Below are 14,423 nucleotides of genomic sequence, written 5' to 3'. Positions count from 1 at the left end.
CCGGACCGCGCATATTTTCACCGCCCCGGCAAAGGAATCTTCTATGAGTCCCATTATTGCGAGGGCAACGCATTCGGGATGTCCTGCGGTGCGAGGTTCGGTCTTGATCTGCAGGAAACAAGTCGGGCTATGACCTCGGATACTTCAGAGGCTTCGGCGCAGGGCCCGGTGGCGGCCAGAGAGTATCCACTCGCCATATTGCGGGGGGTCGCGCAGGTCGAGTTCATCAGCAACCCGTGGACCGGAGTGCTGTTCATCATCGCCCTGTTCGTCGGGGGCTGGCAGTTCGGCGTGTTCGGGTTGCTCGGCACGGTCGTCGCGACGCTCACCGCGGTCGCGCTCGGGATCGACCGCAAGCGGGTCCTGATCGGGCTCGAGGGGTTCTGCGGGGCGCTGATCGGCGTCTCGCTGGTGCTCTACCTGGGCACCAACTGGATGACCGTCGTGCTGACCATCGCGGGCTGCATCGCCGGCAGCGTCCTCACCGCCGCCATGGTCACCGTCCTCACGCAGTACAACCTGCCGACGTTCACCGCGCCGTTCTGCGTGATCACCACCGTGATCGTGGTCGCCGCCCCGACCTTCGAGCGGGTGTGGAGGGGCCACACCTCGGCCGCCCTGCCCGCGCCGGTCTCCACGAGCACGACGCTGACCTGGAGTGACGCCTGGCACGGCCTGTTCAACGGGATCGGCCAGATCTTCTTCCAGGACAAGTGGTACGTCGGGCTGATCTTCCTGGTCGGCATCGTGGTCGCCAGCCGGATCGCGGCCGTCGCCGCGGTGCTCGCCAGCATCGTCGGGATCCTGGTCGGCTGGGGTCTCGGCGCCCCGACCGAGTCGATCGGCAAGGGGCTGTACGGCTACAACGCCGTGCTGACCGCGATGGCGCTGGCCGGGATCTTCGTTGTGCTGACCCCGGCGGCGGGGGTGTTCGCGCTGGTCGGCGCCGCCGCGGCGGCCGGGCTCACCGCCGCCCTGACCAACTTCTTCACGCCGGTCGGCGGCCACACCCTGACGTGGCCGTTCGTGCTGGTGACCTGGATCTTCCTCGCCTCGGTGGGCACCGCCCACGCGCTGCGCCGAACCGGATGACCAGGACCGTCCCGCCGCCGGGCGCGCGCCCGGCGGACTCGCTTCTGAGGAGGGTGAACGATGAATCTCGCACCGCGAGAGCTGGACAAGCTGCTGATCTACGTCGTCGCGGACGTGGCGGAGAAACGCCGGGCCCGCGGCCTGAAGCTCAACTTCAGCGAGGCGGTGGCGCTGATCAGCGTCGCCATCCTGGAGGGCGCCCGCGACGGCAAGTCGGTCGCCGACTGCATGGAGCTCGGCAAGCACGTCGTCGGCGAGAAGGACGTCATGCCCGGGGTGCGGGGGATGGCGCCGCTGATCCAGATCGAGGCGACCTTCAAGGACGGCTCCAAGCTGGTCTCCTGCCACGACCCGGTCGGCGGCTGACCGTGACCGCGCGCCGCGTCGTGCTGGTCGGCGGGCACGAGACCCTCGCCGCCGGCGGCGAGGGCGGTGCGGGCGGCCCGGACGGCACCGCCGACGGGCCGATACCGGACGTGATCGGCACCGGCCGCGAGCTGTACGCCGCCGCCGCGCTGCCGGGGCCGCTCGCCGTGGTGCCGATGACGCTCGGCCGCGACCCGGGCCTGGCGGCCCACGCCGCGCAGACCCTGGGCCGGCTCGCCGGCCACCGGGCGCCGGGCGAGCTGCTGCTGACCCGTCCGCTCGGCACGCCGACCCACCTGGTCGGCTGGCTGCGCGCCGCGGCCGGACGCACGCCCGAGGGCCACGCGGCGCTGATCACCGCCCCGGCGTCGTCGCCCGAGCAGGACGCCGAGCTGTTCCGGATCGCCCGGCTCGTCCGCCAGTACAGCGCCCTGCGGTGGGCCGAGGTGGCGCTGAGCGGCGGCGACCCGGACGTCCCCGAGGCCGTGGACCGGTGCCGCAGGCTCGGCGCGCACGGCGTCACCGTGGTGCCGGCCTCGTTCGTCGGACGGCGCGCCCTCGGCCTGGACACGAGCGCGCGCGGACGGGCGCCCGCGGTCCGCTACGGCGGCCCGCTGCTCGCCCCGGCCGCGCTGCGGCGCCTGGTCGCCGAGCGGGTCGCGGTCGCCGAGCGCCACTGGGACCTCGGCGGCGGCGACGGGCTCGCCGCGGCCGGGACCGCACACCACCACGACCACGACCACGTCCACTGACCACTCCGAAGGGAGACGTCATGCCCGACTACATCTACGGCGAGGGCTCGATCGAGATCAACGCCGGCCGGTCCGTCGTCACGATGACGGTCCGCAACACCGGCGACCGGGCCGTCCAGATCGGCTCGCACTACCACTTCTTCGAGGCCAACCGGGCGCTCAGCTTCGACCGCGAGCGCGCCTACGGGCGGCGGCTGGACATCCCGGCGGGCACCGCGGTCCGGATCGAGGCGGGCGACTCGCACCGGGTGGACCTGGTGGAGTACGGCGGCGGCATGCGGGTGGTCGGCTTCGCGGGCCTGGTCAACGGCGGCCTCCGCTCGGAGCAGACGCACCGCAACGCGGTGGCCCGGATGGCCGAGCAGGGCTTCCAGAACGTCAGGGACGCCACGGTCAAGGTGCGCAAGCCCAAGTCCGCGAAGACCGAGCTTGAGGTGCCGAAGGCGGCGCGGGCGGCGGCGAAGCGGCCGGCCGCCAAGAAGGCGGCGGGCAAGGCCGCACCGAAGGCGGCGGGCAAGGCGGCACCGAAGGCGGCACCGAAGGCCGCGGCCAAGACCGCGGGCAGGGCCGCGCCGAAGCGGACGGCCGCCGCCAGAACGAGCAAGGGGGCCGTGACGGCCAAGGCGCCGAGCCGGTCGTCACGCACCCGTACCACCAAGAAGGGCAAATCCTGATGGCCACCCTGACCCGCAAGCAGTACACCGACATGTACGGCCCCACCGTGGGGGACCGGTTCCAGCTCGCCGACACCAACCTGGTCGTCGAGGTGGAGAAGGACCACAGCGAGGGGCTGTACGGCGACGAGATCCTCTACGGCGGCGGCAAGACCGCCCGCGACGGCATGGGCGCCGACCCCGGGTCGCGCAACCACACCCTGGCGCTGGACATGGTGATCACCAACGTGGTGGTGATCGACGCGATGATCGGTGTGGTCAAGGGCGACATCGGGATCAAGAACGGCCGGATCGCCGGGATCGGCAAGTCCGGCAACCCGCACGTGCAGAACGGGGTCGACCGGCGGCTCATCGTCGGGCCGGGCACCGAGGTGGTCTCCGGTGAGCACCTGATCGCCACGGCCGGCGCGATCGACCCGCACATGCACTTCCTTTCGCCGCAGCAGGTGCAGGCCGCGCTGACCAACGGGATCACCACGCTGATCGCCGGTGGCACCGGCCCGTCCGACGGCACCCGCGGCACGACCTGCACGCCCGGACCGTGGAACCTCGCCCGCATGCTCCAGGCGTGCGAGGGCCTGCCGATCAACATCGGCCTCATGGGCAAGGGCAACAGCAGCCTGCCCGGACCGCTGCACGAGCAGCTCGAGGCCGGCGCCTGCGCGCTCAAGGTGCACGAGGACTGGGGCGCGACCCCGGCCGTCATCGACTGCGTGCTGACCGTCGCCGACGAGTACGACGTCCAGGTCGCGATCCACACCGACACCCTCAACGAGGGCGGGTTCCTCGAGGACACCATCAGCGCGATCGACGGCCGCGCGATCCACACCTACCACTCCGAGGGCGCGGGCGGCGGGCACGCCCCCGACATCATGCGGATCGCGGGCGAGCCGAACGTGCTGCCGTCCTCGACCAACCCGACGCTGCCGTACACGGTCAACTCGGTCGACGAGCTGCTCGACATGACGATGGTCTGCCACCACCTGAACTACAACGTCCCCGAGGACGTCGCGTTCGCCGACAGCCGGGTGCGGGCCGAGACGATCGCGGCCGAGACCGTCCTGCACGACCTCGGCGTGATCAGCATGGTCTCGTCCGACTCGCAGGCGATGGGCCGGGTGGGCGAGTCGTTCACCCGGGCCTTCCAGGTCGCGCACCACAACAAGGACCAGCACGGCAAGCTGCCCGAGGATTCGGCGCGCAACGACAACGAGCGGGTGCTGCGCTACCTGGCCAAGTGCACCATCAACCCGGCGCGCACCACCGGCATCGCCGACACGGTCGGCTCGCTGGAGGACGGCAGGCTCGCCGACGTCGTGCTGTGGCCGATCAACGCCTTCGCCGCCAAGCCGGCCATGGTGATCAAGGGCGGCGTGATCAACTGGGCGCCGATGGGCGACCCGAACGCCTCGCTGCCCACCCCGCAGCCGATCTACTACCGGCCGATGTTCGGCGCGTTCGGCGGCGCGCTCCAGTCGACCTGCGTCACGTTCATGTCGCAGGCCGGGATCGACGCCGGGGTGCCCGAGGCCCTCGGGCTGCGCCGCCAGATCGAGGGCGTGTCGCACTGCCGCACCGTCGACAAGCGGCACATGATCCGCAACAGCGCCGTGCCGAGGATCGAGGTCGATCCGGAGACCTACGCGGTCACGGTCGACGGCCAGCGGGCCACCATCGCGCCGGCCCAGGAGCTGCCGCTGACCCAGCGCTACTTCATCGCGTGAGCGGGCCAGGCCGCACGGGCGGAGCCGAGCCGGTGAGCGGGCCGGGCCGCGCCGACGGGCACGGCCCGCTGCTGGCCCAGCTCCAGCTCACCGACTCGGCCTTCCCGAGCGGGCTCTACACGCTGTCGCACGGCCTGGAGGCGTCCGCGGCGTCGGGGCCGGAGGAGATCGCGGCGGTCGTCGCCGACCTGCTGCGGCACTCCGCCGGGCCCGGCGACGCGACCGCGCTGGCGCAGGCGCACCGGGCCGTCCGGCGGGACGACTGGGCGGCCGTCGCCGCGGTCGACCGGCGGCTGCACGCGGTCAAGCTGAACCGCGAGCTGCGCCGCGCCTCCGTCCGGACCGGGCGGCAGGTGCTGGAGACGGCGGCCGTGGTGTTCGGGGGGCCGGAGCTGGAGACGCTGGCCGCCCTCGTCCGGCAGGGCGCGGCGCTCGGCAACCACGCGGTCGTCGTCGGCGTCGTGTACGCGGGCCAGGGGGTGCCCGCGGACGACGCGGTGGTCGGCGACCTGTTCGCCTTCGCGCTGAGCTGCACCACCGCCGCGGTCCGCCTCGGCCGGATCGACTTCCGGCAGGCGCAGGCCGTGCTGCGCGGGCTGGCGCCGGTGATCGAGGAGGCCGCCCGCGCCGCGCTGGCGCGCGAGTCGCCCGGCGACATCGGCGGGACGGTGCCGCTGGCCGACGTCCTGTCGGCCGTGCACGAGCGCGCGCCCGCGCGCCTGTTCACCACCTAGGAGGACTTCATGGACGACGTGTTCAAGATCGGCATCGGCGGCCCGGTCGGCTCCGGCAAGACCGCGCTGATCGAGGCGCTGGTGCCGCTGCTGATCGAGCGCGGGCACAGCGTCGGGGTGATCACCAACGACATCTACACCCAGGAGGACGCCCAGCACGTCCGGCGCGAGCTGGCCGGGGTGCTGGACCCCGAGCGGGTCGTCGGCGTGGAGACGGGCGCGTGCCCGCACACCGCCGTCCGGGACGACCCGACGATGAACCTGGCCGCCGCGGCGGAGATGCGGGACCGGTTCGGCGACATGGACACCCTGCTGTTCGAGAGCGGCGGCGACAACCTGACGCTCACCTTCAGCCCGGCCCTCGCCGACGTGTACGTGTTCGTGCTCGACACCGCCGAGGGCGAGAAGATGCCGCGCAAGCGGGGGCCCGGCATCACCGACTCCGACCTGCTGGTGATCAACAAGATCGACATCGCCCGGTACGTGCGGACCGACGTGGCGGTGATGGAGCGGGACGCGCACGCGGTCCGCGGCGACGGCCCGGTGATCCTCACCGACTGCCTGACCGGCGCCGGCGTCGCCGAGGTCGCCGACTTCGTGGACAGCCGCCGGATGGCGCCGGCATGAGGCTCCACCCCGACCACTACACGATCGAGCGGACGCCCGAGCCGGTGACCCGCTACGCGTCGGTCCCGGACACCCTGCCCGTCGGCAGCCCCGGGAAGGTCGGGCTGCTGGAGCTGGCGTTCTCCCGGCGCGCGACGCGGACCGAGCTGACCGGGCACTACCAGAAGACGCCGTTGCAGATCATGCAGCCGCTGTACTACGACCCCGAGCGCCCGGACATGCCGTTCCTGCTGATCATGCAGTCCGGCGGCGGCGTCCTCCAGGGCGACCGGTACCGGATCGACGTCGAGTGCGGCCCGGACACCGCGGTCCACCTGACCACGCAGGCGGCCGGCAAGATCTACCGGATGGAGGCCGACTACGCCTCCCAGCTCGTCAACCTCACCGCCGGCCCCGGTGCCTACCTGGAGTACCTGCCCGATCCCACGATCCCGTTCAAGGACTCCCGCTTCTACCAGCGGACCGTCCTGACCGCCGACCCGTCCGCCACCGTCGTGCTGGGCGAGACGGTCATCCTGGGACGGCTCGCCCGGGGCGAGCGCAACGACTACGCGGCGTTCTGCACCGACCTGGAGGTGCGCGCCCCGGACGGCCGGACCCTGTTCGCCGACCCGCTCCGCCTGCTGCCTGGCGGCGACGCCGTGAGCGGGCGCGACGGGGTGGGCGGGCGCGACGGGGTGACGGGGCCCGCCGTGCTCGGCGGGCACGGCGTGATGGCCTCGCTGTTCGTGGTCACCCGGAAGGCCCCGGCCGACGTGGTGGCGGCCGCTCTGCACACAGCGCTCGCGGACACCGGCCTGCCCGCGGGCGCCAGCGTCCTGCCGGAGGACAGCGGCGCCTGGGCGCGCGTCCTCGGCGCCGAGTCGCCCGAGGTCGCCGCCGCCATGCGCGCCGCGTGGGACGCGGTGCGGCGGCTGCTCATCGGCGTCCCCGCACCGGACCGGCGCCGGTCATGATCCCCGCCAAGGAGCTCACCGCGATCGCGGCCGTCGCCGTCGGCGGCGCGGCCGGCAGCCTGTGCCGCTACCTGGTGTCGGAGGCGGTCGGTTCCGAGCCCGACCACACCGCGCTGCTCGGCACCTTCCTGGTCAACATCTCCGGATGCCTGTTCATCGGGTTCCTGTCGATGTCGCTGAGCGAGCTGTGGCCGTCCGGGAAGTACGCCAACGCGCTGCTGGTCACCGGGTTCCTTGGCGGATTCACGACGTTCTCGCACTTCATGACGCAGGTCCGGACGATGCTCGGGGACGGGCACTGGCCGCTCGGCATCGGCTACACGGTGCTGTGCGTCCTGCTCGGCTGGTTCGCGGTCTGGCTCGGCCAGCGGGCCGGACACGCGGTCGCGCGGGGGGTGCGCTGATGGGCGCGGCCGTTCTGGTGGTCATCGGCGGCGCGGTCGGCGCGCCCGCCCGCTACCTGCTCACCGAGTTCTTCAAGAAGGCGGCGGGGGACGGGTTCCCGTGGGGCACCCTGGCCGCCAACCTGATCGGCACGTCCATTCTCGGCCTCATCGTCGGCACCGCCGCGCCCGACTCGGTGGACCACCTGTTCGGCACCGGCCTGTGCGGCGCGCTCACGACCTTCAGCACCTTCGAGAAGGACACCGTGACGCTGATGGAGGACGGCTCGTACGCCAAGGCGGGGGTGAACGCCGTCGGCAGCCTGGTCATCGGCCTGCTGTGCGCCGAGCTCTTCTACGCCATCGGCCGCGGCATCACCTGACGTGGGTGGCAGACCATGAATCGACCATTGAGGAAAGGGGGCTGAGAATGGGCAGTGGCATCAACACCGGCGATTCGGCCTGGATGCTGGTGAGTACCGCGATGGTGTTGCTGATGACACCCGGGCTCGCCTTCTTCTACGGCGGAATGGTGCGCGGGAAGAATTTGCTGACGACGCTCTATATGAGCTTCACCTGCATTTCTCTGATCACCGTCGTCTGGTTCATCTACGGGTACGGGCTGACGTTCGGGAAGGACCTGGGCGGGGCCGGGCTCATCGGCTGGAGCGACTTCCGCTTCGCGCACATCTCGCCGCAGGACCTCCATCAGCAGATCCCCACCTACATCTTCGCGTGCTTCCAGCTCACCTTCGCCATCATCACCGTCGCGCTGATCAGCGGGTCGATCGCCGGGCGGGCCCGGTACGGGCCGTGGATCCTGTTCGGCGTCGTCTGGTTCACGCTGGTCTACGCCCCGGTCGCGCACTGGGTCTTCGACGACTCCGGCTGGCTCAACAAGTGGGGCGTGCAGGACTTCGCCGGCGGGCTGGTGGTCGAGATCAACTCGGGCATCGCCGGGCTGGCGCTGGCCCTGGCGCTCGGCCCGGGGATCAGCTTCCGGCGCAAGGAGGGGCCGCGGCCGGGCAACATCCCGTTCGTCCTGCTCGGCCTCGGGCTGCTGTGGTTCGGCTGGTTCGGGTTCAACGCCGGCTCGGCGCTGACCGACGGGGCGGTGGCCGCCCGCGCCTTCGTCAGCACCATGATCGCCGGCTGTGCGGGGATGCTGACCTGGCGGCTGCTGGAGTGGATCCGCTCCCGGCACCTGACCAAGCTCGGCTCGACCAGCGGCGCGCTCGCCGGGCTGGTCGCGATCACCCCGTCCTGCGCCTACGTGAACGTCGAGGGCGCCTTCATCATCGGGATCGTCGCCGCCATCGTGTGCACCTTCGCGGTGGAGCTCAAACTGGTGCTCGGCTACGACGACACCCTGGACGTGACCGGGATCCACGGCGCCGGCGGAATGGTCGGGATCCTGCTGATCGGATTCCTGTCCACCGGCGAGCTGACCGGGACGGCGGGCCTCTTCCACGGCGGCTCGGCGGCGCTGCTCGGCAAGCAGGCGGTCGCGATCGTGGTCGTCGCGCTCTACACCTTCGTCGTCACCTTCATCATCGGAAAGGTCATCGACAAGGTTTTTCGGATGCGCGAGACCGAGGAGGAGCAAAGGGTCGGGGCGGACGCGAAATTCGTCGAGGAATGACCGTGCCACCCGACCGTGAGGAGGAATTGTGAACATCGGGATGAGTATCTTCTATCGCGCCGTTCCCTTGGTGATGGCGGCGATCTGCCTGGCCTTCGGCATTTACATCAGGACCGGCGGCGACACGTCCGCGCATTACACCGCCGGGCAGGTCTGCGTGGCGCTGACCGCGATCTGCTACGCGCTCTTCACCACCGCCGCGACGATCATCCGGCAGATCATCGGCCGGTACGGGCCGCGCTGGCGGGTGGCGCTGCCGGTGTCGGGCTACCTGATGGTGCTCGCCACCGTGATCTGGGGCATCACGATGGTGGTGTGGGGGGACGCGCCCGCGCACGAGGTGGCGGGCTTCGTGGTCATCGGCGTCGGGCTGGTCGCCGCCTGCGTGAGCACGGTGGCGACGGCGTCGTCGGCGTTCGATCTGATCAAGGTGAGCGCCGCGTCCCGGCCGGGGGCCGGCGCGCCCGAGGGCGCCTACCCGGCGATGACCGGCACCGTGCTGATCATCATCCCGGCGGCCTGCGCGGTCGTCGGCTTCCTGATGGCGATCGGGCTCTACATCGCCGGCGGCACCTTCCGCGTCGTCGCCGCGCACGTGGTGTTCGGGCTGGCGCTGGTGTGCACCAGCCTGATCGCGCTGGTGGCGAGCATCGTCCGGCAGATCCGCAACGAGTACGGCGAGGCCGAGCGCTACCGGTGGAGCTGGGTCGTCGTCGCGATGGGGACGATCGCGGTCGTGGTCGGGCTGCTGGTGCTGTGGGGCTCGGACTCCCCGGCCCGGATCGCGCCGGGCTGCGTGCTGATCGCGCTCGGGCTGATCTGCTTCAGCATCCTGTCCAAGGTGCTGCTGCTCGGGCTGGTGTGGCGGCGCTCGTCCGCGCTGGCCGGCCAGATCCCGATCATCCCGGTGGTGACCGCGCTCGCCTGCCTGTTCTTCTCGGCGTTCCTGTCCGAGGCGGCGTCCGGCGACCCCGCCTTCTTCGTGCCGGCGCGGGTGACGGCCGGGCTCGGCGCGGTCTGCTTCACCCTCTACTCGATCGTCTCGATCCTCGAGGCGGGCACGTCCGGCGACTGATCCGCCCCCTCGTCCCGGCCGAGGACGTGCAGGCGGACGCCCTGGGCGCGCAGCGGGGCGAGGTCGCGCTCGGCCGCGCCCGCGTCGACGATCACCGCCTCGAAGTCCGACAGCGGCGCGAGCTGGTGCAGCCCGTGCTTGCCGAACTTGGTGTGGTCGATGAGCAGTACCCGCAGGGTCGCGGCCTGCATCAGGGCCCGTTTGACCGCCACGGTCTCCTGCGACTGGTGGTAGCAGAACCCCTCGGTGACCGCCGTGGTCGACATGAACAGCACGTCGGCGCGCAGCGACTGGACGGCCTCGCAGGTGCGCATGCCGAGGAAGGCGTCGTAGGCCGGGTAGTAGGCGCCGCCGAGGCCGATGAGGTCGATGCCCGGCTCGGGGGCCAGCAGCTTCATGATCGCCATGAAGTTGGTGATGACGGTGAGCGGCTCGCGCTCGGGCAGCCGCGCGGCGAGGGCGAGGCAGGTCGTGCTCTCGTCGATCATGATCGAGGAGCCGGGCCGGACCAGCTCGAGGGCGGCCTGCGCGAGCCGGCCCTTGGCGTCGGTCATCACGTCGGCGCGGTAGGCGACGTCGCCGTGGTGGAACGCGGAGGGCTGGGCGGTGGCGCCGCCCCGCACCTTGCGGAGCCAGCCCTCGCTCTCCAGCGCGTCCAGGTCGCGGTGGATGGTCATGATGCTGACGTCGAGCGACTCGGCGAGGGAGTCGATCCTGACGAAGCCCTCCTGGTTGACCCGCTGCCGGATCCGCTGGCGCCGGCTCCGCACCCGCAGTGCCAGGCCGTCGGGGGAGGAGGGCGGCGGGGTCCCGGGATCGTCCTTGGTCGACAACGTGCTCCCTTCGGAGGCGGGTTCCTCTGAGGTGGGTTCCGCTCATCGCGCCGGCGGCCGGCCGGAGCGTCACGCGCCCACCAGAAGTTAACACCTGGGATGTGAGATCAAAGCTCCAGCTCAGCGCCAAGATGGCCGGTTTTCATCACGTTTTCGTCACATCCATGAGTTGATCTATGTTGCAAACTTGACGTTGTCACGGTCCCAAATGTTAACTCCTTAACACTTTGGAAGCGTCCGGGTTCGGGCGGATGAGTGATCCGCATGTGAAACCGGGAGGTTCCCCCGTGCCCCCTAGGAGTGTTCCCATGAAGGCTCGTCGCCTGTCGGCCGTGCTGGCCGCCTCGGTCGTCGCCCTCACCACGGTCAGCGCATGCGGATCGTCGGACGATGGCGCCACGAAGATCGCGTTCCTGATGCCCGACATCGCCTCCACCCGCTACGAGCTGTTCGACGCGCCGCTGTTCAAGGCGAAGGTCAAGCAGCTCTGCGCCAAGTGCGAGGTGCTCTACCAGAACGCCGGCGCCGACGCGGCCAAGCAGCAGCAGCAGGCCGACTCGATGCTCGCGCAGGGCGTCAAGGCGATCGTGATCGACCCGGTCGACTCCGCCGCGGCGGCGACCATCGTCAACTCGGCCCGGACCAAGAACGTGCCGATCATCGCCTACGACCGGCCGATCCCCAAGGCCAAGGCCGACTACTACGTCTCCTTCGACAACGAGAAGATCGGCGCCATGATCGGCCAGTCGCTGGTCGACCAGCTCAAGTCGACCAAGGCCGAGGGCGGGATCCTGGAGGTCAACGGCTCGCCGACCGACGCCGCCGCCGGGCTGATCAAGAAGGGCATCCACACCTCGGTGGACAGCAGCGGCTTCAAGCTGCTGGCCGAGTTCGACACCCCCGGCTGGGAGCCGGCCAAGGCGCAGAACTGGGTCGCCGGCCAGGTCACCCAGTTCAAGGGGCAGATCGCCGGCGTGGTTGCCGCCAACGACGGCACCGGCGGCGCCACCATCGCCGCGTTCAAGGCCGCCGGGGCCAAGGTGCCCCCGGTGACCGGCAACGACGCCGAGCTGGCCGCGATCCAGCGGATCGTCAAGGGCGACCAGTACAACACCATCTCCAAGCCGATCAAGATCGTCGCGGAGGCGGCGGCCGAGGTCGCCACCACCTTCGCCCAGGGCAAGAAGCCCGAGGCCAAGGCGACGCTGTTCGACACCCCGTCGCAGCTGTTCGTCCCGACGGTGGTCACCCGCGAGAACCTCACCAAGGTCGTCACCGAGCCGGGCTTCGCGCTGAAGGTCGCCGACATCTGCACCGGCGACTACAAGGCCGGCTGCGACGAGCTCGGCCTCAAGTAGCCGGACGATCCATCCGAGACGGCGGCGCCGGTCCGGCGCCGCCGCCCCGTCCCCCCCTTGACCGAGGAGGTACCGCGCGTGCGGCAACCAGCAGCAGAGGCCCCGGAGGCCGGGACGCGCGGCGTCCTCAGCCTCCGGGGGATCTCCAAGACGTTCGGCGCGGTCGCGGCGCTCGCCGACATCGACCTGGACGTCTCGGCCGGCGAGGTCCTGGCCCTGGTCGGCGACAACGGCGCCGGCAAGTCGACGCTGGTGAAGGTCCTGTCCGGGGTGCACGCCCCGACCGCCGGGACGATCACCTTCCAGGACGAGCAGGTCACCATCTCCAGCCCCGCGGTGGCGCAGCGCCTCGGCATCGCGACCGTCTACCAGGACCTCGCGCTCTGCGAGAACCTCAACGTCATCGAGAACCTGTTCCTCGGCCAGGAGATCCGCCCGACCCGGCTGAACTCGGTGGCGATGGAGGTCCGCTCCTGGGAGCTGCTGCGGCAGCTCTCGGCCAAGCTGCCGACCCTGCGGATCCCGATCGCCTCGCTGTCGGGCGGGCAGCGGCAGACGGTCGCGATCGCGCGGTCGCTGCTGGGCGACCCCAAGGTCGTCGTGCTGGACGAGCCGACCGCCGCGCTCGGCGTCGCGCAGACCGCCGAGGTGCTCAACCTGGTCGAGCGGCTCCGCGACAACGGGCACGCCGTCATCATGATCAGCCACAGCATGCCGGACGTGCGCGCCGTGGCCGACACCGTCGCGGTGCTGCGGCTCGGCCGCAACAACGGGGTCTTCCCCGTCCGGGACGTGTCCAACGAGGACATCATCGCCGCCATCACCGGCGCCACCGACAACGTGGTGACGCGCCGCGCGGAGCGTTCGGGCGGCGCCGCGCCCGGGACGAAGAGCGACACCGTGCCGGGCGGGGACACCCCGCCGGGAGAGGACGACCCGTCATGACCGACACCGATACCGACACCGGCACCACCGCCGCCGCGGTGGCCACCGACCTCCAGGACGAGCGGCTGCGCCGGAGGACCGGCGTGAAGGGCGCGCTCGCGGGCGGCCTCGACCGGATCCGCGGCGGCGACCTCGGGCTCGTCCCGGTGATCCTGGGCCTGGTCGTCATCGCGATCGTGTTCCAGTCGCTCAACCAGAACTTCCTGTCCAGCGCCAACCTGGGCAACCTGCTGATGGAGAGCGTCCCGGTCGGGATGATCTCCCTCGGCCTGGTGTGCGTGCTGCTCACCGGGCAGATCGACCTGTCGGTCGGATCGGTCAGCGGGCTGTCCTCGGCGATCACCGCGGTGCTCTTCGTCAACCAGGGCATGTCGCCGTGGCTGGCGGTGGCCGCCGCGGTCGCGGGCGGCGCGATCATCGGGCTGGTCTACTCCCAGGTGTTCATCCGCTTCGGGGTGCCGAGCTTCGTCATCACCCTCGCCGGGCTGCTGGCGTTCATGGGCGTCCAGCTCAAGGTGCTCGGCAAGGACGGCTCGATCAACCTGCCGTTCGACTCGGGGCTGGTGAGGTTCGCGCAGCTCGACTTCGTGCCCGGCTGGCTGTCGTACGTGTTCGTGGTGGCCATCGCCGCGGGGCTGTTCGGCACCGGCTGGCTCGGCGCTCGCGAGCGCCGGCTGGCCAAGCTGTCGGCCACGTCCACGGCGGTGCTCGCGGCGCGCAGCGTCGCGGTGCTGGTCGGGTTCGGCGCGGTCGTCTGGTACCTGGACCGCGGGCGCGGCATCGGCTGGATGTTCGTGCTGTTCGTGGTGCTGGCGCTGCTGCTGAACTACGCGCTCACCCGGACCGGGTGGGGCAAGTCGGTGTACGCGGTCGGCGGCAACGTCGAGGCCGCGCGCCGCGCCGGCATCAATGTCAACGCCATCTACACCTCGGTGTTCGTGCTCGGCACCTCGCTCGCGGCGGCCGGCGGTGTGCTGGCGGCGGCGCGGCTCGCCGCGGCCAACCAGAGCAGCGGCGGCGGCGACGTCAACCTCAACGCGATCGCCGCGGTCGTCATCGGCGGGACGAGCCTGTTCGGCGGGCGCGGCAGCGCGTTCTCGGCGCTGCTCGGCATCCTGGTCATCCAGTCGATCTCCAGCGGCCTGACGCTGCTGAACCTCGACTCGGCCTACCGGTTCACGGTGACCGGCGTGGTGCTCCTGCTCGCGGTCATGCTCGACTCGGTGGCCAGGAAGTCGCGGGCCTCGCACGGCCGCGCCTGA

The 14,423-nt window shown here is 71.1% G+C and carries 16 protein-coding genes; 15 read left to right on the top strand and 1 reads right to left on the bottom strand.

Going from position 1 to position 14,423, the window contains the following annotated elements; translation table 11 throughout:
• The first annotated feature begins 198 nt into the window (after positions 1-198).
• The 12 genes from OHA34_RS17525 to OHA34_RS17470 are packed head-to-tail and all read left to right on the top strand — an operon-like array spanning position 199 to position 10,025.
• On the top strand, positions 199-1,092 hold the full coding sequence (locus tag OHA34_RS17525) for an urea transporter (RefSeq protein ID WP_329522222.1): 894 nt from the start codon (positions 199-201) through the stop codon (positions 1,090-1,092).
• A gap of 60 nt (positions 1,093-1,152) precedes the next feature.
• Positions 1,153-1,458: an urease subunit gamma gene (locus tag OHA34_RS17520; RefSeq protein ID WP_285942247.1), complete on the top strand. Its 306-nt coding sequence runs from the start codon at positions 1,153-1,155 to the stop codon at positions 1,456-1,458.
• A gap of 2 nt (positions 1,459-1,460) precedes the next feature.
• Positions 1,461-2,210, top strand: coding sequence for a sirohydrochlorin chelatase (locus OHA34_RS17515; RefSeq protein WP_285942246.1), 750 nt, complete (start codon positions 1,461-1,463; stop codon positions 2,208-2,210).
• Between the two features lie 20 nt (positions 2,211-2,230).
• Positions 2,231-2,884 (top strand): urease subunit beta, encoded by a 654-nt coding sequence (locus OHA34_RS17510; protein ID WP_329522221.1) that lies wholly within the window; start codon positions 2,231-2,233, stop codon positions 2,882-2,884.
• Positions 2,884-4,608: an urease subunit alpha gene (gene ureC, locus OHA34_RS17505; RefSeq protein ID WP_285942244.1), complete on the top strand. Its 1,725-nt coding sequence runs from the start codon at positions 2,884-2,886 to the stop codon at positions 4,606-4,608. Before OHA34_RS17510 ends, ureC begins: the two co-directional genes overlap by 1 nt.
• The gene (locus tag OHA34_RS17500) at positions 4,605-5,342 is read left to right on the top strand and encodes an urease accessory protein UreF (RefSeq protein WP_329522220.1); all 738 of its coding nucleotides are present in this window, start codon (positions 4,605-4,607) and stop codon (positions 5,340-5,342) included. The genes ureC and OHA34_RS17500 overlap by 4 nt, the downstream gene beginning before the upstream one ends.
• Positions 5,343-5,351: 9 nt before the next feature.
• Positions 5,352-5,969: an urease accessory protein UreG gene (ureG, locus tag OHA34_RS17495; protein WP_285942242.1), complete on the top strand. Its 618-nt coding sequence runs from the start codon at positions 5,352-5,354 to the stop codon at positions 5,967-5,969.
• The gene (locus OHA34_RS17490) at positions 5,966-6,925 is read left to right on the top strand and encodes an urease accessory protein UreD (RefSeq protein WP_329522219.1); all 960 of its coding nucleotides are present in this window, start codon (positions 5,966-5,968) and stop codon (positions 6,923-6,925) included. Before ureG ends, OHA34_RS17490 begins: the two co-directional genes overlap by 4 nt.
• Complete coding sequence (locus tag OHA34_RS17485; protein ID WP_285942240.1) at positions 6,922-7,329, top strand: fluoride efflux transporter FluC; 408 nt, start codon at positions 6,922-6,924, stop codon at positions 7,327-7,329. Before OHA34_RS17490 ends, OHA34_RS17485 begins: the two co-directional genes overlap by 4 nt.
• The gene (gene crcB / locus OHA34_RS17480; protein WP_285942239.1) at positions 7,329-7,691 is read left to right on the top strand and encodes a fluoride efflux transporter CrcB; all 363 of its coding nucleotides are present in this window, start codon (positions 7,329-7,331) and stop codon (positions 7,689-7,691) included. The genes OHA34_RS17485 and crcB overlap by 1 nt, the downstream gene beginning before the upstream one ends.
• Positions 7,692-7,738: 47 nt before the next feature.
• Positions 7,739-8,950, top strand: coding sequence for an ammonium transporter (locus tag OHA34_RS17475; RefSeq protein ID WP_285942238.1), 1,212 nt, complete (start codon positions 7,739-7,741; stop codon positions 8,948-8,950).
• A gap of 40 nt (positions 8,951-8,990) precedes the next feature.
• Complete coding sequence (locus OHA34_RS17470; protein WP_285942237.1) at positions 8,991-10,025, top strand: DUF2776 family protein; 1,035 nt, start codon at positions 8,991-8,993, stop codon at positions 10,023-10,025.
• Here OHA34_RS17470 and OHA34_RS17465 read toward each other — a convergent pair.
• Positions 9,980-10,858, bottom strand: coding sequence for a DeoR/GlpR family DNA-binding transcription regulator (locus OHA34_RS17465; protein ID WP_285942236.1), 879 nt, complete (start codon positions 10,856-10,858; stop codon positions 9,980-9,982). The genes OHA34_RS17470 and OHA34_RS17465 overlap by 46 nt on opposite strands.
• 308 nt (positions 10,859-11,166) lie before the next feature.
• Between OHA34_RS17465 and OHA34_RS17460 the strand changes: the two genes are divergently transcribed.
• The 3 genes from OHA34_RS17460 to OHA34_RS17450 all read left to right on the top strand — a co-directional run bounded on the left by OHA34_RS17460 (position 11,167) and on the right by OHA34_RS17450 (position 14,423).
• Positions 11,167-12,216 carry a substrate-binding domain-containing protein gene (locus OHA34_RS17460; protein ID WP_329522218.1) on the top strand — a complete coding sequence of 350 codons (1,050 nt, stop codon included), beginning with the start codon at positions 11,167-11,169 and terminating at the stop codon, positions 12,214-12,216.
• A gap of 78 nt (positions 12,217-12,294) precedes the next feature.
• Positions 12,295-13,161, top strand: coding sequence for an ATP-binding cassette domain-containing protein (locus OHA34_RS17455; protein ID WP_285942234.1), 867 nt, complete (start codon positions 12,295-12,297; stop codon positions 13,159-13,161).
• On the top strand, positions 13,158-14,423 hold the full coding sequence (locus OHA34_RS17450; protein WP_329522217.1) for a sugar ABC transporter permease: 1,266 nt from the start codon (positions 13,158-13,160) through the stop codon (positions 14,421-14,423). Before OHA34_RS17455 ends, OHA34_RS17450 begins: the two co-directional genes overlap by 4 nt.

It is taken from the genome of Spirillospora sp. NBC_01491, assembly GCF_036227065.1.
In the GTDB taxonomy this organism is placed as follows: domain Bacteria; phylum Actinomycetota; class Actinomycetes; order Streptosporangiales; family Streptosporangiaceae; genus Spirillospora; species Spirillospora xylanilytica.
This window is presented reverse-complemented; position numbering and strand designations above follow the sequence as displayed.